This is a genomic window from Pseudomonas sp. MWU16-30323 (assembly GCF_020515595.1).
Lineage (GTDB): Bacteria > Pseudomonadota > Gammaproteobacteria > Pseudomonadales > Pseudomonadaceae > Aquipseudomonas > Aquipseudomonas yamanorum.
The window spans coordinates 169,407-186,492 of sequence record NZ_JAIWYM010000003.1; the positions used below are offsets into that span (position 1 = coordinate 169,407).

22 protein-coding genes are annotated in these 17,086 nt (G+C 61.3%); all 22 read right to left on the reverse strand.

Features of this window, described 5'->3' with window-relative positions:
* Nucleotide 1: 1 nt before the first annotated feature.
* A complete protein-coding gene (gene recA, locus LIY45_RS05690) occupies nucleotides 2–1,060 on the reverse strand; it encodes a recombinase RecA (protein ID WP_003208645.1) in 1,059 nt (352 codons plus the stop codon).
* An 83-nt stretch (nucleotides 1,061–1,143) separates the two neighbouring features.
* On the reverse strand, nucleotides 1,144–1,644 hold the full coding sequence (locus LIY45_RS05695; RefSeq protein WP_003208648.1) for a CinA family protein: 501 nt from the start codon (nucleotides 1,642–1,644) through the stop codon (nucleotides 1,144–1,146).
* A gap of 71 nt (nucleotides 1,645–1,715) precedes the next feature.
* Nucleotides 1,716–2,228, reverse strand: coding sequence for a lysis system i-spanin subunit Rz (locus LIY45_RS05700; protein WP_226475626.1), 513 nt, complete (start codon nucleotides 2,226–2,228; stop codon nucleotides 1,716–1,718).
* On the reverse strand, nucleotides 2,216–2,767 hold the full coding sequence (locus LIY45_RS05705; protein ID WP_226475627.1) for a glycoside hydrolase family 19 protein: 552 nt from the start codon (nucleotides 2,765–2,767) through the stop codon (nucleotides 2,216–2,218). Before LIY45_RS05705 ends, LIY45_RS05700 begins: the two co-directional genes overlap by 13 nt.
* 17 nt (nucleotides 2,768–2,784) lie before the next feature.
* Nucleotides 2,785–3,162, reverse strand: a complete 378-nt coding sequence (locus LIY45_RS05710; protein ID WP_226475628.1) for a phage tail protein — start codon at nucleotides 3,160–3,162, stop codon at nucleotides 2,785–2,787.
* A gap of 8 nt (nucleotides 3,163–3,170) precedes the next feature.
* A complete protein-coding gene (locus LIY45_RS05715) occupies nucleotides 3,171–4,385 on the reverse strand; it encodes a carbohydrate binding domain-containing protein (protein ID WP_226475629.1) in 1,215 nt (404 codons plus the stop codon).
* An 11-nt stretch (nucleotides 4,386–4,396) separates the two neighbouring features.
* Nucleotides 4,397–4,996 carry a putative phage tail protein gene (locus LIY45_RS05720; protein WP_017480161.1) on the reverse strand — a complete coding sequence of 200 codons (600 nt, stop codon included), beginning with the start codon at nucleotides 4,994–4,996 and terminating at the stop codon, nucleotides 4,397–4,399.
* The gene (locus LIY45_RS05725) at nucleotides 4,984–6,024 is read right to left on the reverse strand and encodes a baseplate J/gp47 family protein (RefSeq protein ID WP_226475630.1); all 1,041 of its coding nucleotides are present in this window, start codon (nucleotides 6,022–6,024) and stop codon (nucleotides 4,984–4,986) included. Before LIY45_RS05725 ends, LIY45_RS05720 begins: the two co-directional genes overlap by 13 nt.
* A complete protein-coding gene (locus LIY45_RS05730; protein ID WP_226475631.1) occupies nucleotides 6,014–6,412 on the reverse strand; it encodes a phage GP46 family protein in 399 nt (132 codons plus the stop codon). Before LIY45_RS05730 ends, LIY45_RS05725 begins: the two co-directional genes overlap by 11 nt.
* Nucleotides 6,412–6,921, reverse strand: coding sequence for a phage baseplate assembly protein (locus LIY45_RS05735; RefSeq protein WP_226475632.1), 510 nt, complete (start codon nucleotides 6,919–6,921; stop codon nucleotides 6,412–6,414). Before LIY45_RS05735 ends, LIY45_RS05730 begins: the two co-directional genes overlap by 1 nt.
* A 16-nt stretch (nucleotides 6,922–6,937) precedes the next feature.
* Nucleotides 6,938–7,975, reverse strand: coding sequence for a phage baseplate assembly protein (locus LIY45_RS05740; RefSeq protein WP_226475633.1), 1,038 nt, complete (start codon nucleotides 7,973–7,975; stop codon nucleotides 6,938–6,940).
* A 3-nt stretch (nucleotides 7,976–7,978) separates the two neighbouring features.
* Nucleotides 7,979–9,217, reverse strand: coding sequence for a DNA circularization N-terminal domain-containing protein (locus tag LIY45_RS05745; protein WP_093205558.1), 1,239 nt, complete (start codon nucleotides 9,215–9,217; stop codon nucleotides 7,979–7,981).
* Nucleotides 9,204–10,820 carry a hypothetical protein gene (locus LIY45_RS05750; RefSeq protein WP_226475634.1) on the reverse strand — a complete coding sequence of 539 codons (1,617 nt, stop codon included), beginning with the start codon at nucleotides 10,818–10,820 and terminating at the stop codon, nucleotides 9,204–9,206. Before LIY45_RS05750 ends, LIY45_RS05745 begins: the two co-directional genes overlap by 14 nt.
* 130 nt (nucleotides 10,821–10,950) lie before the next feature.
* Nucleotides 10,951–11,247, reverse strand: a complete 297-nt coding sequence (locus tag LIY45_RS05755; protein ID WP_017480155.1) for a phage tail assembly protein — start codon at nucleotides 11,245–11,247, stop codon at nucleotides 10,951–10,953.
* Complete coding sequence (locus tag LIY45_RS05760; protein ID WP_010170089.1) at nucleotides 11,244–11,591, reverse strand: phage tail tube protein; 348 nt, start codon at nucleotides 11,589–11,591, stop codon at nucleotides 11,244–11,246. The genes LIY45_RS05755 and LIY45_RS05760 overlap by 4 nt, the downstream gene beginning before the upstream one ends.
* A 64-nt stretch (nucleotides 11,592–11,655) precedes the next feature.
* On the reverse strand, nucleotides 11,656–13,152 hold the full coding sequence (locus LIY45_RS05765) for a phage tail sheath subtilisin-like domain-containing protein (protein ID WP_226475635.1): 1,497 nt from the start codon (nucleotides 13,150–13,152) through the stop codon (nucleotides 11,656–11,658).
* Entirely contained in the window at nucleotides 13,152–13,334 is a 183-nt protein-coding gene (locus LIY45_RS05770) for a DUF2635 domain-containing protein (protein ID WP_017480153.1), read from the reverse strand. Before LIY45_RS05770 ends, LIY45_RS05765 begins: the two co-directional genes overlap by 1 nt.
* Nucleotides 13,331–13,915, reverse strand: coding sequence for a hypothetical protein (locus LIY45_RS05775; protein WP_226475636.1), 585 nt, complete (start codon nucleotides 13,913–13,915; stop codon nucleotides 13,331–13,333). The genes LIY45_RS05770 and LIY45_RS05775 overlap by 4 nt, the downstream gene beginning before the upstream one ends.
* A 59-nt stretch (nucleotides 13,916–13,974) precedes the next feature.
* Entirely contained in the window at nucleotides 13,975–14,985 is a 1,011-nt protein-coding gene (locus LIY45_RS05780) for a contractile injection system protein, VgrG/Pvc8 family (RefSeq protein WP_226475637.1), read from the reverse strand.
* A gap of 9 nt (nucleotides 14,986–14,994) precedes the next feature.
* Nucleotides 14,995–15,207: a tail protein X gene (locus LIY45_RS05785; RefSeq protein ID WP_063027474.1), complete on the reverse strand. Its 213-nt coding sequence runs from the start codon at nucleotides 15,205–15,207 to the stop codon at nucleotides 14,995–14,997.
* On the reverse strand, nucleotides 15,200–15,583 hold the full coding sequence (locus LIY45_RS05790) for a phage tail protein (RefSeq protein WP_017480149.1): 384 nt from the start codon (nucleotides 15,581–15,583) through the stop codon (nucleotides 15,200–15,202). Before LIY45_RS05790 ends, LIY45_RS05785 begins: the two co-directional genes overlap by 8 nt.
* Nucleotides 15,583–17,010 (reverse strand): tail tape measure protein, encoded by a 1,428-nt coding sequence (locus LIY45_RS05795; RefSeq protein WP_226475638.1) that lies wholly within the window; start codon nucleotides 17,008–17,010, stop codon nucleotides 15,583–15,585. The genes LIY45_RS05790 and LIY45_RS05795 overlap by 1 nt, the downstream gene beginning before the upstream one ends.
* Between the last annotated feature and the right edge of the window lie 76 nt (nucleotides 17,011–17,086).

The following is a 17,086-nucleotide window of genomic DNA, read 5'->3' on the forward strand; positions in this document are numbered from 1 at the left end:
TTCAGATGTCAGTGTCGACTTCTTCTACTTCTTCAACAGGTTCGCGGTTGGCGGCGGCCTTGACGTCAGGTGCCGGGGTCAACAGCTTGTCGCGGATCTGCTTCTCGAGCGTCGCGGCAACATCCGGGTTATCCGCAAGGAACTTGGCCGAGTTGGCCTTGCCCTGGCCGATCTTGCTGCCGTTGTAGGCATACCAGGCACCGGACTTCTCGACGAAGCCGTGCAGCACGCCCAGGTCGATCATCTCGCCGTTCAGGTAGATACCCTTGCCGTAGAGAATCTGGAACTCGGCCTGACGGAATGGCGGAGCTACCTTGTTCTTCACGACTTTAACGCGGGTTTCGCTACCGACAACCTCGTCACCTTCCTTCACCGCGCCAGTACGGCGGATGTCCAGACGGACCGAAGCATAGAACTTCAGCGCGTTACCACCGGTGGTGGTTTCCGGGCTGCCGAACATCACGCCGATCTTCATCCGGATCTGGTTGATGAAGATCACCAGGCAGTTGGCGTTCTTGATGTTACCGGTGATTTTACGTAGCGCCTGGGACATCAGGCGGGCTTGCAGGCCCACGTGCATGTCGCCCATTTCGCCTTCGATTTCAGCCTTCGGTACCAGGGCTGCCACGGAGTCGACCACGATCACGTCGATGGCGTTGGAGCGCACCAGCATGTCGGTGATTTCCAGCGCTTGCTCACCGGTGTCCGGTTGCGAAACCAGCAGGTCGTCAACGTTGACACCCAGCTTGCCGGCGTATTCAGGATCCAGGGCGTGCTCAGCATCGACGAACGCACAAGTGGCACCCATCTTTTGTGCCTGGGCAATCACCGACAGGGTCAGGGTGGTTTTACCGGAAGATTCAGGACCGTAGATTTCAACGATACGGCCTTTTGGCAGGCCGCCAATGCCGAGCGCGATGTCCAGACCCAGAGAGCCAGTAGAGATAGCCGGGATCGCCTGACGGTCGTGATCGCCCATACGCATTACGGCACCCTTGCCGAATTGACGTTCGATCTGACCCAGGGCCGCAGCCAAGGCTTTCTTCTTGTTGTCGTCCATTAAAGTCCTCACGTAATCAATAAGGCCTGGCGGCCAACACCTGTATAAGTAGACAGTATTGTTCCACAAAGATCCGTGATCGCCTACCCCTGATTTTCTATTTCTGCTGCAGCTCGTCGCAACAAGCCCTCTAGCGCGGCCTTTACCGTTTGTCGGCGGACCTCGTCACGGTTCCCAGGGAAGTGTTCAAGCTCGGCGGTAACCTCATCGCCCACGCCCCAGGCCAGCCATACGGTGCCCACCGGCTTGTCCGGCGAACCGCCATCCGGCCCCGCGACGCCGCTGACCGCTACGGCAAAACGCGCCAGGCTTTTCTCCTGGGCACCCCGCACCATCGCCTCTACAACTTCGCGACTGACGGCCCCGACCTTGGGGAACAGCGCTTCCGGCACATTCAGCTGCCGGGTCTTCTGGCGATTGGAATACGTGACATAGCCCGCCTCGAACCAGGCCGAACTCCCGGGAATCCGCGTGATGGCCTCGGCGATACCGCCGCCGGTGCACGACTCGGCCGTAGTGACGTGGGCATTGAGCACCTGCAAACGTCGACCAAGTTCAGCGGCGAGTTGAGTAATTTCCTTCACGGTCATCTCCTGGAGTGGACGGGCGTTTGCCTACCCTACAGGAGCCCATGGGCCATGCAAGTTACAAGAGACTAACGCGCGACGGCCCGGACATACGCCTGGCAGGCGCGCAAGGCGATCATGGCGTTATCACCGTCGTCGGTGATGCCGATAATTCGTTGAGCATGCGCCGGGTCAAGTCGGGCTCGCGGGGCTGCATGAACCACGCTGCCGGAGGGGGTGGGGGCTGGCATTGGGCAGCCGTTGGTTGGGTCGCTGGTGTCGAGAAGGACTGACAACCGCACATCAGCAGTGGCCAGGCGATCCCGCAGGTGAGCCTGATCGCGCTGTGCATCGGAAAGCTCCCGGGTGTGTTGTTGGTCGCTGGCGCTGAGTTGTTGCTCCAGTGCCAGCCGTTTGTCCTGTTCCACCTGTTGTTGACGCTGAGCCGACAGGCTTTGTTGGCTGAGCGCTTCGGCGTGCAGCGCCTCCAGGCGCTCAAGTTGGATGCCATACCGCCAAGCCTGTACCTGCCAGGCAATACCCGCCGAGACCACCACCAACAGGAAAAAGCCAAGCAGGCGATACGACGTCAGGAGGCCCATAACACCGCCTTCGCCCGGGCCCACAACTGCATGCGGTTCTCCAGACCGTTGAGGCCGCCATTGATGCGCCGAGTGATGGTGGTGAACTGGTCCTTGTCAGCCAGTTCGTTCAAGCCATTGCTCTGCCAGAACCACGCGGCGGATTCGCAGGCCCATTGCGGTTGCTCCAGCAACTCCGGTTGCTGCAACAGACGCTCATCGCCGAACAACGCCTGGCTGCACGCCAGGTAGTTGCGTCGGCCGGTGATCTGGATCAGGCCACGGCCACGGTATTTCTGGCCATCGCCATCGGCTTCGGGGGTGTTGCCCAGGCGGGCGGCCAGGGTGCCGGTGTCGTATTTGCTCAGGTATTGATCACTGCCCAGTTCACGTACGTAGCGCAGTTCGCCGGATTCGTGGCCGATTTGGGCGAGAAAGGCGGCGATGCGTTTGGGGGTGGTGATCTGGTAGTGGGCCATGGCACCGTTTAAAGCAGATATAAAAACGCCGGCTCTAAGGCCGGCGCCGGGCAAAATTGCCTGAAGCTGCGAAATTTGCATAAAAACTCCGTCAGGCATTACTCCACCTGCTGTGAAATCCAGCCTGGAGCCTTTGGACGCTTGTCCATTGCCGGAAACTCCACAGCCTGGGGCCAGTCTCGAAGTTGTTGCAAATAGGTAAGCAACTCAAAAAACTGCGCGCTACTCAGCGTCGTATTTGCTGCCATATCGGCTTCATCTCGATGGCGTTCGCGTAGCCATTTGATGCTCTCAATCTGAGAGTTCCGCCAATCGCGTTCCAGACTCTGCGTAACTGGCCCGTCTTGAGGTACGGGAATTCCGCCCTCCTCCAGCCACTGCTCATATTCGGCCCAGAAACGGTGAGAACGCGGAACCGTTGCTCTATCGACCAAGCGTAAAACGGTATCTGGATCATGTGTCAACTGATAGCTCATAAGCCCTCCTAAAGTTCGGCATCAGCCGCTGCGTGGATGTAATAGGACTGCGTGCCCAAACTGACATCCGAGTTGTCCACCCAGACGGACCGAGTGGATGCGGTATAGGTTCGCGCATTGCCGGATGAGACCAGGTCACTGCCAGATCGCCATTGGCCGGGGGCCCCAGTGCCAAGCGCACGGTAGAGCGTTGTGCTGGGGATAGCACGTTTCTCGACCTTGAAAGACCACTGAGTCGCCGGCTGCCCCGAAGAAGCCACCTGCCCTTGCATAACAATTGAAATCAGCGAACCCGCCGTAGATCCCGTCGAGTCACCAGGTGCAACATCTTGACTAAAGGTTTTCTCGTAGTAGCGCTGACAAAGGCTCAACTCCTCCCCGTTGGTTCTTCGCTCAAAGAGAGTGGCTACGGGCCCTTCCTCCAACTGCACCTGAGCCAAGTCGATCGTTTGCAGTGAGTTCAGCGCAAGATCAAACTCAATCCGCAGGCAATCGCTGTCTCCAGCGCCCAACGTCTTGCCAGCAATGGACGGAACCTGAAACGTCGCCTGACACCTCGTCCAGCCATTCGTCACCTGAAACGAGTTAACCAGCGTAGTGGCCGGGAGAGATCCACCATTGCCGAAGTACTGCGTAATCGAAAAAGTCACACGACGCGGCGCATCACCACGGACCCAAAACGAAACCGTCGCCACTTTTCCAGCCAGCGTTCTTACCGACTCAATTTTTTGCGAAATTTTATGAGTGGTTGCGCCCGAACCGGCCACCACCTGCTGCCAGCGCAAGAAAAACCGCGGTTCGTTGGGTACATCAGTCTGACCAGGTACAAAGCTCTGCCGAGAGAGGTTCACCCCGGCAGCACCGTCCCAATCACAGCGAAATCGGTCGGCGAGAAACCCGCCTACATTGGGCCCAGCATTGACTACACCTCTCTGCCAAATATCAAACCCGCCATTGATAACCAGATTCTTGCGATAAACCTGAACCGGAAAATTTTGCTGCGGGTCCAGCTTTGCCAACTCTTTAATCGCCAACGCCAGCTGATTGTTTTGGGACTCGTTCGGTACTAAACCGGCCGCAGTAATTGCGTTAACGATCTCCTGCGTAACCCCATTCCCCCAAGCCGCCGGAATCAAACTCCCCGGCGTCCCCGTAACCGGGTTCTCATCCACAAACTTGCCATTCACCAGCCCAACGCTGGGCACACTCTTTGGATAATCCACGCTTCTACCCTCTAGTCATAATTGATGTGCACCTGCGTATGAGCAGGTGCGCTGCGATGAATCAGGCACTCCAGGGCGTTCCCCGGATTGACGCCAAACCGCTCGCCCCAATAACTCGCCCCAAACCGCCGCCCCAGGTGCTGGCGCCCGCCGGTGTTGAGCGTCCACATGAAGTGCGCCTGCCAGGTGCCAAAATGCGCGGCGCCAAACCGTGAGCGGCCCATGCGCGGGGCGCGATGTTCAGTGACACTGGCGTCGGGATAACCCTGGCTGCGGGCGATTTCGATGTAGTAGGCGGCGCGCTGGCTGCCCACCGCCAACAGGCGTCGACGCACTGCCAGGCGACGGTCGTCGTACAGCGGGCTCAAGCCCAGGCAGGGATCGGGCAGTTGCATCACCCTTTCCCACTCCGGCACCAGTTCGCTGACGGTCGCCGGGTCCATTTCGTTTTGCAGGTCGCAGGCCCGGGCGTCGATGCGCGTGAGTTCTTCGGCGATGCCTTTGAGCACCGTCTCCAACTGCGGCACGGTCTCCAGATCCCAGGCCGGACCGCTGGGCAACAAGGCGATCAGTTGCTCTTGATACTGGCCGGCGGTTCTTACTCCAGCCATGTGATACCTCCGAACACCAGCAACTGATTCGTCGCCGCTGTAACGTCCGCCAACGGGTTTGTGAGGGTGTGATCGGTCTCGCCGGTCGCCGTGCTGATCGCTTCGGCGATATGGGTCAGCAACAAGGTGTCGCCCAAGCCGGCCTCGCGGTTGTGCAGGTCACGCAGTTGGGCCTCGACAGCCGCGCGCACGGCGCTGGTGTCGGGGGTCAGGCGCAGTTGGTAAGCCACCGGTTTCATCACGGGCGCCAACACATACACATCAGCGGTGACGGGCCGCAGCGGCTCGATATGGGCTTGAACCTGCGCCAGCTGCGCGGCATTGGGGATCGGCTGCGGGTCGTCGTCACGCATCACGAACACCCCCACCGTCCCCGGCCCCAGGTAATTGCCGCGACACCACGCGCGGGTAATGCCGGGCACTTCGAGGGACCAGGTCTCGTAATCCTGTGCTGAACCGCCCTGGGGGATAACGCGATAGGAACGAATCACCCGCGCCCGCAGCGATTCCAGGGTTTCTCGCTCCACACCGCCGGTCAGCCCCGGCGCCAGCACGGTAAACGTCGAACCAATACCTTGCAGCGGTTGCACCGCGATCAGGCTCAGCCCCGCGTCAGCGTTGCCCAGGGCGCCGGCATCTATCGCCTGCACCGTGGCGGTGTTGAGGCCGACATGGGTGGTGCCCGCAGCGGTGACTTTGAAGCTGCGACCATCGCTGGCTTGCAACACCGTATCCACATCCAGCACCGCGCCCGCCGCTGCGGTAAAACTCACGCTGCCACTGGCGGCCACCGCCGCCTTGCGAGCCTGGTTCAAACGCAGCGCGGCGATGCGCTCCAGGGTGGATTCATCCGCGGTATCCGGCAGGATCTGCTCAGCGATCCAATCGAGATAACCGTACAGGCCGAACGCCGCACCACTGAGTGTGCGCGCCAGGACCTGGGCATCGGACTGGCGCAGCGAATCGCTGGCCAGGTCGCTTTGGGTGCGCTTGATCAGCACCGGCAGCGAAGGGGTTTCAAACGGCATAGATCACCTGCCAGCTGTTATCAGGGTTGATGTCCAGGCGCTCGCCATCAGCCAGGGTCAGCTGCGTGCGCAAGTTGAGACGCTGGGCGTCGAGGCGTTCACTGAGGACTTCGATGGCGCTGCAATGCCCGTCGTCGATCAGCCATTGCAAGGCTTCGCGGGCATAGAATTCGGCGTCCAGTTGCGTCTGGCGGGTCAGCTTGACCCGGCGCAGCAACCACAGCCTTGAGCCGATACGGTCGTCGGCCACGCTGGGGAAACTGTCGCCCCACCAGCCAAAGCGCTCGTCATCGTCAACGGCGTCATCCGGCGCAGCACGGCGCCAGGTGAACAGGCTGATCAGCACCGAACGGGTCAGGGCCTTTTTCAGGTTGTCGGAAATAAACATCACTGGCCTCCCGTCGGCGCGCCGGTCTGGCCGCTGCCGGGCTGCACGCCCACATGCACGTGCCGGATCTGGCTGACGCCGCCGGCAATCTGGTCGCCCTGGGAGATGATCTTGCCGCTCTGGGTCAGGGTCGGCGTATCGATGTTCACAGCGTGGCTGGCGCGGATATTCAAGGTGCCGGTTTCAATGTCGATCACCCGCCCGCGCTTGAAGTGAACCTTGTCGCCTTCATCGGTGTAGATCGCCACTTCACCCGGCGCCAGGGACTGCAAGCGATAGCGACGGTCAGCCACCACCAGCACGATGGCGTGAGAGCGATCACCGCCCAGGAACGTGGCGATGCCTTCCGCCCCCGCCAGCGGGTTGCTGGTAAAACCGTAGGGTTCGAAGTGCTCCATGTCGTCGTTCACTTCGCCTGCGGTCAGGCGCATTTGCAGCGATTGCAGCTTGGTGGCCGAGTGGGCGAGCACGACAGTGCCGCGCGCCAGCAGGCGAGTCAGTAGGCTCATGGAAATTCCTTGATGGTTAAGCGGATGGCAACGGATTGGCATCAAAGGTGGACGGCGGCGCCACCTGCAGGGTGGTAATCGAACCTTGGTCGGAGAGCGACCAGGTGACCTTGGAGATCAGCATGTCCTGGTCAAATCCCAGCACCGGATCGATCACCCGCACCAACAGGTTGTGGCGCCACAAGTCGCCGTTGGACTGCCGCCAGCCTTGCACGGTGTAAGTAGTCGTCAGGGCTTTTCCGGTACGGGTAGCACGTTCCCAGTCGGCGCGTTGCTGGGCCAGCTCAGGGGTCAACTGCGTCGGTTCGCTGATCACCGTGACGCGTTTTCGCGCGGCTTTTTCATCCCGGGAAATCCCTGAAACCTCACTGACCGCCGCTGCACTTTTCTGATCATCGCCCTTGTGTTGGCCGATGACGCGGTACTCGGAAAACACCGAGCCAAAGTCCATCGGTGCATTGGCAGAAAGGATGTTCTTGCCCAGCTCCAGGCTGTCATTCGCACGCCCTGCACTACCGGGCAATGCCAGCACCAGGCGTCCGTCCGCATCGTCGGTGGAAAACACCCGATACAGCGTCAGCAAGCGGTCGATGGACTGGAATACCGTCTCCCCGGGCACGATGCTGTGGGTATGCAAACGTGTGGTCTCGGCAATCTCGCTGTGCACCTCGACGCCATAGGTGGCCGTCAGCGCACGGACGATGCTCAGCAAGTTTTGCCCGCGCCACTGGCCGGGCTGGTTGATCGCTGCGCAGTCCACCAGGTCTTGCGTCACTGAACCGCCTTGAATACTCAGGCTGATCTGCTGGCCGTCGTAAGTGATGGGCGCCTTGAACACAAAGCCGGTGAGCACCAGATCGCAACCGATGCGCACCTGGCAACGGGCGCCGGGCTTGATCGGCGCTGTCAGGGTTTGCCCGGGCCATTGCCAGGTGACGTTGAGGGTAAAGGTGCGAAATTGACGCTCCAGGTCGGCGCTGATTTCCACGCTTTTCCAGCCGCCATAATCCAGGCCATCCACGGTCAGGGTGACGGCATTGTCCAGCTCATTCATGGGTTACTCCCTGACCACTTGCAGGTCCGCCGGTGGCAGGAAGCCCGGATGGGCCACCCGATTGCGCTGCACCACCTCGCCCACTCGCGTCGCGTCACCGAAACGCTGATACGCCAACAGCAAGGCCGGCATGCTGCGCATTGGCGTCAGGTTGACCAGCCGTACACCGGACGATGCCACCGCCGTCAGATGCGTGAACATCTGTTGGCGCAGGTCGTTCAGCGCAACGTAGTGCCCGGCATCGGCCTTCAATGCGGCTTGCCACATGGCTTCGTTCAGAAGGTCACGCAGTACCAGCACATCGTCAGCCACCGGCACTTCGCGGCGCTGCACCGGCTGCGCCGCCTGTTGCGCCAGGGACGGCGTGGTGCTCAGGGTCACCGCCTTGGTCGCCACCGGTACGTCCGCCAGCCAATGGGCGATCTTTACCCACAACGCGTCCTGTACCAGGTTGGCAGTGGCCTGCACGGCGGCCACGCTGTCCTTGCCGGTGGTCAGCTTTGGCACGTCGATATTCCGAGCCGCTTCCACCTGCTGCGAGAGGTTGGCCAGCATGCCGCGATAGCCGCTGCGGGCAAATGCCTTCAACTCCTTCACATCACCGAGCAAGCCCTTGAACTCGGCGCTCAATTCCTTGGGCACTTCCTTGATGGCTTTGACCAAGGCATTCAGGTCGCCATACAACTGAATCAGTGGGGCAAACTGCTGCTCAATCACCTGGTAAACCTCTGCCAGGCCATTGCGCAACGCCTGGATACCCACCCGCGCCTGCTTCACCAGTGCGACGGCCTGCTCAAAACGCAGCACCGCCGACCCCAGCAAACTGTCGGCTGACACCAGCAACAGCTGGCGGGTATTGACCGCCGTAGTGGGAAACTTCAAGGGTTCGTCGGGATAGAACTTCAGGGCAAAGGTCACCAGCCCGCCGTCCTGGCGGGTTTGGGTCATCTCGCATTCGCCGACCTTGACCTGCAACCGGCCAAGCCACGGGTGCACCAGCTCGCCGGCGCCCTCCTCCAGGGCCTTGAGCAACTTGTCGCGTTGCTCAAGACAGTCCTCGCCCACTACAAATGCCGTCAGCTCATGCACTCTGGACTGTTGGCCCAGCCCTTCAAAAAACGGCAGGTCGCGCTGAGGGTATTCGTGCAACTGGCCCTTCTTGCCGACCGGGACTTTTGCCTGGTCGACCCAAAACCCGACGCCACGAAACGACGCCGGCAACAAACGATCACGCCAGCTCATTGGAGCCTCCAAGGGACAGGGAACGGTAGCCGACACGTGGGGTGACGCTCAGGCCGGGCTGGTTGGTTCGGGGCTGGTCGACCCGCAGGCCGGCCGGTGCGTTGTCGAAGCTCACCCGCAAGTCGCCGTTGAGCTGCGTGCGGTTGTTGGCAGCGGTTTGTTGCAGCAGCGAACTGGCGCTGGACGCCAGGGGTGATACCAAGCCAGGCCCCTTGCGGAACCAGGAGGGATTGCGCGCGCTTTCGGCATTGCGTTCCTGTTGCTCGGTGGTCAACTCCACCACACTGCCGGTCGCCTGGTTGATCACTTCACCCAGCCCACCGTTGAACAACTTGCGAATCGGCGCGGTGATCACCGCAAGCTTCTCCGACAGCGCCGTGAACCAACTCAGTACCGGGGCCCACATGGCTTCCAGTTGCTCCATCGGATGCCAGTCGTCGAACAGGCCACTCAACACCACAAAGGCGTCCTGGGCCTGCAACTTGAGATCGCTCCAGATCGAGGCAAATGCGCCGCTGACGCTACCCCAGACGGCAGAGATCTTGTCCAGGGGCGACCAATCGAAGTAACTGCTGACGATGGTAAAAGCCGCCAGCGCAGTGAGTTTGAAGTCAGTCCAGATCGCCGCAAACATCTCACTGATCACGCCCCAGTTGGCAATGATTTGCCCTTCGGGTGACCAACTGAACAGGCTTTTCATGAACTCGACCACCGGCACGCTCAGTGCTTTGAGCAAATCCCAGAGGGCCGCAAAAAAGCCGCTCAACGGCGTCCAGTTGTTGACGATCAACCCCATTGGCGACCAGGAAAACAGTGTGGTGAAAAAGCCGACCAGAGGCTGCGCCATCACCTTCAACGACGTCCACAACCCTGCAAAAAAACCAGTGATCGGCCCCCACAGGCGCATCACTTGCTCCAGCGGACGAAACGCAAAGACCGTCTGAAAAAACTCGCCCATCGTTCCAATCGCCGCCATCACCCGCGCGCCGAGCCCGACAAAAAACGCCGAAAGCGGCTTCCAGTTGGCAACGATCAATCCCGCCGCCACGGCAATGCCCACGGCCACCAACACTATCGGGTTGGCGCTGAGCGCCAGTTGCATCAGCCCCAGCGCCTGGGACACGCCGGTGACAGCCGCTTGAATGGCGGTAAACGCCACCGCACCCGCTGCGAGGCCCTGCACCAGTTGCGGATTCTCGGTAAGCACTTGGGCCACCGAGGTCAGCAACGGCTCCAGCCCGACCACCACCGCCGTGACGGCGGGTAACAGCGCGGTACCGAAAGCCACTGATACCTTGTCCAACGAGGCGTTGAAATCCTTCAGGCCCTGCGCCGCCGTTTCGGTAACGCCCTGCCCCACGGCGGCATTCACTTCGCCGACCTCAGCCTTGAACGCCAACGCCGATTTGATACCGCTGACAAACGGTGCCGCCAGCCCGCCGCCCTTCACCAAACCGGCGATATCCAGCTTGCCGAGGCCCGTCTGTTCCAGGTTCTGCCTGAAGCGCCCGACCGTGGCCTGAAGCGCAGCGAGCTTGGGCGACAGCTGGTCGATCCCGGTCAGGCGCACGGCGGTACTTTCTACTTTCTGAGCTTCTGCCATCACTGCACCTGCTGCATCGCATTGATCCGTTGCGCATGCTCCAGGGACTCCCGGAGCGTATCCAAAGGCCTGGCCAGCATCTGTTCGGGGTCAACCTTCCAGAACCAGGCCAGGTCATAGGCCACCGCAATCAGCTCGGCGACGGAGCCTGCGCCGCACTCATGAAAAAACCGGCGACGGCCCAGCTCAGCGCGTTGAAGTCCACCAGGTCGAGCTGGTTGACCGACGACGGCGGAATACCCGCGCACACCGCGATGTACTTGGCGGCGACGTCGAGGTCCAGACTCACGTCTTCGCCCTTGTCGATCTTGTACGGCAGCGCCTTGATCGCCCGTACCTCCTGCACCGTCGGGCGGCGCAGGGTGAGTTCGGTCAGTGGTTCGCCGTGGGCCTCGATGGCCACTTGCAGCTTCACCGTATCGGTCATTGCCAGGTCCCCTTGATGCCTTCGAATTTCAGCTCGATCACAGCGTCGTCGCCCTTGGCCACCGGCTCTTCCACCAGGTAGGCACCGGCCAGCACGTAGACCTTGCCGTTGTTGAATTCGCAGGTGACGGTCATGTCGGTGCCGGCGATCAGTTGCTTCAATGGAAAGTCCGGCGTGTGCAGCGCGGTGACTTTGAAGGACGGGGTGATGTCGGTTTCCTTGTAGAAACCCGGCACCACGGTTTCCCGCTTGACGGCCATCAATGGTGCTTCGCAGCCACCGTTGATGGTCAGTTGAGCGCCGTCCACTTTGACGTAGCAGGTGCCCGCAATCAGTTGACCCATGATGTTTCTCCCAAAAATAAGCCCGCACTCGGCGGGCTGGAATCAGTTGCGAAAAGCGCGGGGCTTATACCGCCGCGTCGTACTGCAAGCGGAACTGGTTGAGCAGCGCAAACACCCGCAGCCCGTTGACGTAATCCGGCGGGAACAGCACGTTGACCCGGCTCGGGTCCTGGCTGTCGCGCTCGACGATCAGGTGCTCGGCGAACAGCTCGGCGTTCTCCACATGGCCTTCCAGTTCCAGCTTGGCGTACTGGGCGATCAGCTCACCGCGGATAGTGCTCGGGGTGACGATCGGCTGGCCGGCACCAAAACGTGTGCCGTCAGCGGCGAGTTTGTGGCGCCCGTATTTGCTGGTGATCACGCTCTGCAGACGGCGCACGATAAAGGCCGACTGGTGCAGGGTTTCGCTGTCCAGGTAGGAGTTGTCCGCTTGGCCGAAAGCGTTCTTCTGGTAGGTGGTGATCGCCCGCTGGATGCGCACGTAACCGCCTTCGTAGTAAGCGGTGGCGATGCCGTAGTTGAGCAGCGATTGGCGCTCGGTCAGGGTGAAGCGCTCGCTGGCGTCGGCCGGGTCGAGGCCTGGCAGGCTGCCGCTCTGGGTCGGACGGCTGGCATCGGCGGAGATAAATACCGCCGTGCGTGCGGCCAAGGCTGCTGCCTGGACCCAGAACGGTTGCGGCACGCCCGGCTCCATGGCCTGGATGGTCACGTGCTGATCGTTACGCCCTTGCCCGGCAGCCACCAGGGTGCCAATGGTGCCGCGCTTGGCGGTGTAGACGTGGCCGAACAGTTGCTTGGCCCAGGACCAGCGGCCGCTGTTGTCATCCATCACCGCTTGCCAGGCGTTGAGGCTGGTGGTGTCGGCCCAGGGCATGCAGATGAATTCAAACGGCTCGTCACCCAGCGCAGCCAGCGCCGTGAGTTGGTCCGGTACACCGGCGCCCGCGGCCATTTTGCCGAGGACAGCGGTCAGGCCGTCAGGGAGTTGTTCACCGTTGCTCTGGCCCAGGCGGTTGAGTTGCAGGCTGATGTCGTTGCCACTGTCACCGGTCCATTTGGCGGTCAAGGTGACAGTGCCATCGGCGGCTACCGCACTGACCGGCAGGTCGGCACTGGCGTTGATTTTCAGTGCCAGGGCGGTGGCGGCAACGGCAGCGGTCGCGCCATTGATCACGGTGGCTTGAACACGGGTGCCACCGACGTACAGGTTGAGAATGCCACCTTGGGTGGCGGTGCCGGTCAGCTTGAGCTCGGCCTTGGCCGCGCTGCCTTCGGTGCTGTGCAGCGGCAGGCACCAGATCTCGCCCACCGGGTCACTCTTGCGGAACGTCTCGTACATCGACGCCAGCATCGAACCCTGGCCACCGATACGCTTGGCCATGGCCGCGCTCGACACCAGCACCAGGCTGCCGATTTCCGGGCTGGTGACGTTGTCGTTGACCTGGGCCACGATCAACCGACGCAAGGCCGACGACGCACTATTGGCTGCCGAATTGTCCATCTCGGCGTAGAACAGCGGCACACGAATGTCCGCCGGAATATGACTGAATCCAATCGCCATTATTTGGCTCCCTGTGGTTTTGCCGCCTTGACGGCTTTGGTTGTGATGTCGCCATCGGCCAGACGTCGACGCCACCAGGCGTTGTCCGGGACTTCGCGACCTTCGGCCGGCAACAGATCGCCCGCCTCCGGGTCAGGTACGGCACGGCCGGCAACCGGCAGTACGGTGATGCGTTTGCTCATGGTTTTACCTCGGCAGAAAACGTCATTTCCAGGCGCCCGTCGGGGCCTGGGCGTTGCAGATTGGGGTCGGCCGGGTCGATGGCATCGACCCGCACCGTCACCCCGTTGAAGGACGGCAGAGCGTCCAGCTCAAGCTCGAGCCAGGTTTCCGCTGGCTGTGTGCTGAGGTTGCGTCCCAGTTGGAACTCGGCGAAAAAGCGCAGCCGGTAGAGCCCCCTTGTCTTCGTCAGCAGCAGCCAGTCGCCGCCTTCGTATTGGATGGGCTCGTAGAAGCGCTCGGGCTTGAATCCCACCAGGGCGCGCCAGACTTCGGCGCGCAGGGCGTGGAGTTGGTCCATGGCCAGGGCTTGTTGGCCGTCCACCAGGTCGAGTACCAGCACCACGCCAAAATGCTCGCGGATAGTTTGCCGGGTGGTGTTTTGCGAACTGTTCGCGGTGGCTGCGTCAGTGATCGGCGTAACGACCGCAGCGGGTGCACCGGGCAGGGTTTGCAGGGCATCGAGATCGAGGCCCGCGTGCACCTGTTGGTTGAAACCGGGGCAGTGATCACGCAGGTGAGTCAGTAACGGGGTGATCTTCATGGGGGTCACCGGGCAATAAAAAACCCGCTCGGGAGCGGGCTTGGTTAAAGGGGGCGCGGCTAGACCGTCAAACCACTGGCGACAATCGAACTGCGATAGCCCGTCTTCGGCACCCCGCTATGCGTCACCGTTTTGATCGACCATCGACCTTGCATGTACGTCGGCCAAGTCTCGTCCAGCAGCAAAAGACCTTCGGCCGCCAGCAATGGGTTACCTGGGCAATCAATGGTCAGCGTTCGTCCTTTAAGGCTGGCCCGGCCCAACTCGCGCTCCGCCACCACCCGGGCTTCATTTTCGCTCTGATAGCGCTGGCGCAGGACGGTGAACGGGGCAACCCCGACCTGGACTACCCGCAGCTTGCCGGCCGCCGCATCCCACCAACTGGTTTGGCAGCCTGCGTATTTAGCGCGGGCTTTCTCCTCAAACTTGGCGCTGATAAATGCCTGGTCGCCGGGGCGGTTGTTCTGGGTCACAGAGAGTTTTACCTCCGGCAGCATCTGGCCAGAAAGCGTTTTGACCTGCCCCCTGTCAGCCAATACATACAGCTCGTTGAAGGGCTTGCTGACCCCACCGTACTTCCCGGCAAGCCGGGTGATAAAGGCCATGTCGCTTTCATTGGACTGATCGATATGGGGAATGAAAATACCTTCCAGGCTCGGCGCAACACGGGGTGAAAAGCCGTGGCGGGTCACCAGTTGGCGGAACAGCGCCCCCAGGGTCGTCGGCCCGTAACTGGCGGACCGGCGCTGCCGATAGCCGGTTTGATCCTGCACACTGAACGGAGCTGCGGTGGCTCCCACCACCAGGCGCATGGGAAACAGGAACGGCGTTAGATGGGTAACCACAAACTCGCCCTTTTCCACCAGCCCCGTCTCCAGGTAGCCCGCCCGAAAACCGATCTTCCCGCTCAGGCTCGGCAAGCCTTCCAGGCCTTCGATGTTGAGGGTGAGTTCCAACTGGTCAGATTCAATACCGGTGGTATCCGTATGGCTCCATTGCATGATTCGCTCGTTGAGCAGGGCCGCGTTGGCGCCGTAGAACTCGACGATCGGGGTAAATCCCATTGCCATGAAACCTCCTTAATCCCAGGCCGACACCGGGCGCACCGCAGCCGGTCGCGACTCCACTTCGGGCACGATTACCCAAACACCCGCCGGCAAAACCGGGCCCTGCTCGGCAAGGTCGGGATTCAAGCGCCAGAGGTTTTCTTCAGCCATGTCATCGCAGCGGCCAAGCTCGCGGTAGAGCAGCAGGTTGACCGAGTCACCGGCAATACTTCGCACTCTACGCATTGACGAACTCCTCCAGCACCAGTGTCCAGCCGATCACCAGAGCTGTGCCGTCATCGATCACACAGGACTGATCTTCCGTGACCGAGGTGATGCGCCACAGTCCCCAGTTACGACCGATACCGTCCACCAATGGCAGCGGCGCCCGACCGTTCTGCAGGGCGCGCAGCTCGTCCAGTCGTTGCATGCCCACGGCGTACGCGGCTTTGCCTGTGAACGTGAGCTTTTCCAGGTTTTGCCCTTTCTGCCGCGACTGCGGCTTGCTGGCAATAATCTCCAGATTCGCCCAGCCACCGTCCGTGAGGCGGTTGAGACCGGAATAGGCAAACCCGCGCGACAACCCGAAAATAAAATCCCCCAGTACCATTTGCTGTCGCATCAGGCATATCCCCTTAAATCAGTCAGCGATGCGTTACGCCGCACGCTCAAGGCGTCGGTCAGTATCGGTAAGGTTTGGTATTGCAGCGCCTGAATCACGCCATCGATGATGGGTTGGGCATCGGCAAGACTTACACCGCTGATCTGAATGCTTGGCGCGATGGTGATCTGCAGGTTGTCGGTGCTGGCGCTACTGAGTTCCTTGCTTACCGTGTTGGGTGATGGCAGACGATCACTTGGGCCGAACAACTTGTCACCGAGCCAGGTTCCCGCCTCGCTGCCCAGCAAACCACCGATGGCGCCGCCGACAGCAGTGCCGACACCGGGAAAAATCAGGGTGCCGATAGCGGCGCCGGCGGAGGCTCCCGCCCAGGCGCCGCCGACAGTGCTGAGGCCGGAGGCGACCGCTTTTGCGTCGCCATTGCGCACGCCCTGCACCACATCCATGGCGGTGTCGACGTACTTCAACGGGCCAAGGCGGCGGGTGCCTACCGATTCCAGTTTGGCAAACGCTCCCGATAAACTCGCGGCCAGGCCTTTGCCTGCACCGCGCGCCACACGGCGGTTTGCCGACGGCGCTGCGTAGGAGGCAAACGAATTACCAGGGAGGTTGGTCGACGCCTGGGCGGCCTGTTTGGCAGAGAGCGGAACAGGCGGCTGGCCCATCGCATTGAGCTGGGGTGTGGCCTTTGCCGAGGCGGGAAGACGAAGAGGTTTGAGATCTGCGGCTTTGCCATCGACGGCTGCCTTCGGTTCACGCGGAACCGTTTGGCCGGGTGTGGGAAGCTTGACGCGCTGCTTCTTCCTATTCCCGGGGGTACGAGCTTTGCCTTTCTTGCGGACCGTCTCTCCAACGCTTTCGGGTAGCTGTGCGGCCGCCGTTTCAAGTGGGCCGGCGGTGCCAGGGCAACATTGCTTGTCGCCGCCCTTGTCCTTGTCTTTATCAAGCCCCCCGTCCTTGAACAGTTTCCCTACTCCGGGGATCTTGCCGAACGTCACATCGACCAGATTGCCAATCACTCGGGTCTTGATCGTATCCAACAGGCTCGAAGCCAAATCCTTGCCGATATCGGCCCCGGCCTTGAGGCCCTTGTCCACCCAGGAATCGGAGGCCGTTGCTGGGTCCTTTTGCTCGCCCTTCGGTGCGCCAGCGGCGACATCGACCGTCTTGGTCTCCAGCGAGTGGCCGTTAATGAACAACGTGCTGTTGAGCGTTTCGAGGGTCTCGCGCAGCCGCACCTGCTCCAGGGTCAGGCCATTGATTTCGAGGCTGGCACTGGCCAGCGCCAGGCTAAGATCCGTCAGTGCGGCAGGCACCGCATCCAGGGAGGAAGGCCCGGTCAAATCCTCGGCCGCCGGTGACAAGTCCCCCGAAAGCCCTCGGTCGTACGTTTGCCCGGCAAATGCCAGCGCATAGTTAATCTGCATCCCGCTCTACTCCTGTTTGACGCCAAGGCGAGTGATCGCGATGTCGTAGCGGCGCAATGCTTTTCCGACTTCCCAG

What these genes read in the sequence shown, in the direction of transcription:
- recA (WP_003208645.1), bottom strand. Translation starts at nt 1,060, where the DNA reads ATGGACGACAACAAGAAGAAAGCCTTGGCTGCGGCCCTGGGTCAGATC.
- LIY45_RS05700 (WP_226475626.1), bottom strand. Translation starts at nt 2,228, where the DNA reads ATGGGCCTCCTGACGTCGTATCGCCTGCTTGGCTTTTTCCTGTTGGTG.
- LIY45_RS05705 (WP_226475627.1), bottom strand. Translation starts at nt 2,767, where the DNA reads ATGCAAATTTCGCAGCTTCAGGCAATTTTGCCCGGCGCCGGCCTTAGA.
- LIY45_RS05710 (WP_226475628.1), bottom strand. Translation starts at nt 3,162, where the DNA reads ATGAGCTATCAGTTGACACATGATCCAGATACCGTTTTACGCTTGGTC.
- LIY45_RS05720 (WP_017480161.1), bottom strand. Translation starts at nt 4,996, where the DNA reads ATGGCTGGAGTAAGAACCGCCGGCCAGTATCAAGAGCAACTGATCGCC.
- LIY45_RS05725 (WP_226475630.1), bottom strand. Translation starts at nt 6,024, where the DNA reads ATGCCGTTTGAAACCCCTTCGCTGCCGGTGCTGATCAAGCGCACCCAA.
- LIY45_RS05730 (WP_226475631.1), bottom strand. Translation starts at nt 6,412, where the DNA reads ATGTTTATTTCCGACAACCTGAAAAAGGCCCTGACCCGTTCGGTGCTG.
- LIY45_RS05735 (WP_226475632.1), bottom strand. Translation starts at nt 6,921, where the DNA reads ATGAGCCTACTGACTCGCCTGCTGGCGCGCGGCACTGTCGTGCTCGCC.
- LIY45_RS05740 (WP_226475633.1), bottom strand. Translation starts at nt 7,975, where the DNA reads ATGAATGAGCTGGACAATGCCGTCACCCTGACCGTGGATGGCCTGGAT.
- LIY45_RS05745 (WP_093205558.1), bottom strand. Translation starts at nt 9,217, where the DNA reads ATGAGCTGGCGTGATCGTTTGTTGCCGGCGTCGTTTCGTGGCGTCGGG.
- LIY45_RS05750 (WP_226475634.1), bottom strand. Translation starts at nt 10,820, where the DNA reads ATGGCAGAAGCTCAGAAAGTAGAAAGTACCGCCGTGCGCCTGACCGGG.
- LIY45_RS05755 (WP_017480155.1), bottom strand. Translation starts at nt 11,247, where the DNA reads ATGACCGATACGGTGAAGCTGCAAGTGGCCATCGAGGCCCACGGCGAA.
- LIY45_RS05760 (WP_010170089.1), bottom strand. Translation starts at nt 11,591, where the DNA reads ATGGGTCAACTGATTGCGGGCACCTGCTACGTCAAAGTGGACGGCGCT.
- LIY45_RS05765 (WP_226475635.1), bottom strand. Translation starts at nt 13,152, where the DNA reads ATGGCGATTGGATTCAGTCATATTCCGGCGGACATTCGTGTGCCGCTG.
- LIY45_RS05770 (WP_017480153.1), bottom strand. Translation starts at nt 13,334, where the DNA reads ATGAGCAAACGCATCACCGTACTGCCGGTTGCCGGCCGTGCCGTACCT.
- LIY45_RS05775 (WP_226475636.1), bottom strand. Translation starts at nt 13,915, where the DNA reads ATGAAGATCACCCCGTTACTGACTCACCTGCGTGATCACTGCCCCGGT.
- LIY45_RS05780 (WP_226475637.1), bottom strand. Translation starts at nt 14,985, where the DNA reads ATGGCAATGGGATTTACCCCGATCGTCGAGTTCTACGGCGCCAACGCG.
- LIY45_RS05785 (WP_063027474.1), bottom strand. Translation starts at nt 15,207, where the DNA reads ATGCGTAGAGTGCGAAGTATTGCCGGTGACTCGGTCAACCTGCTGCTC.
- LIY45_RS05790 (WP_017480149.1), bottom strand. Translation starts at nt 15,583, where the DNA reads ATGCGACAGCAAATGGTACTGGGGGATTTTATTTTCGGGTTGTCGCGC.
- LIY45_RS05795 (WP_226475638.1), bottom strand. Translation starts at nt 17,010, where the DNA reads ATGCAGATTAACTATGCGCTGGCATTTGCCGGGCAAACGTACGACCGA.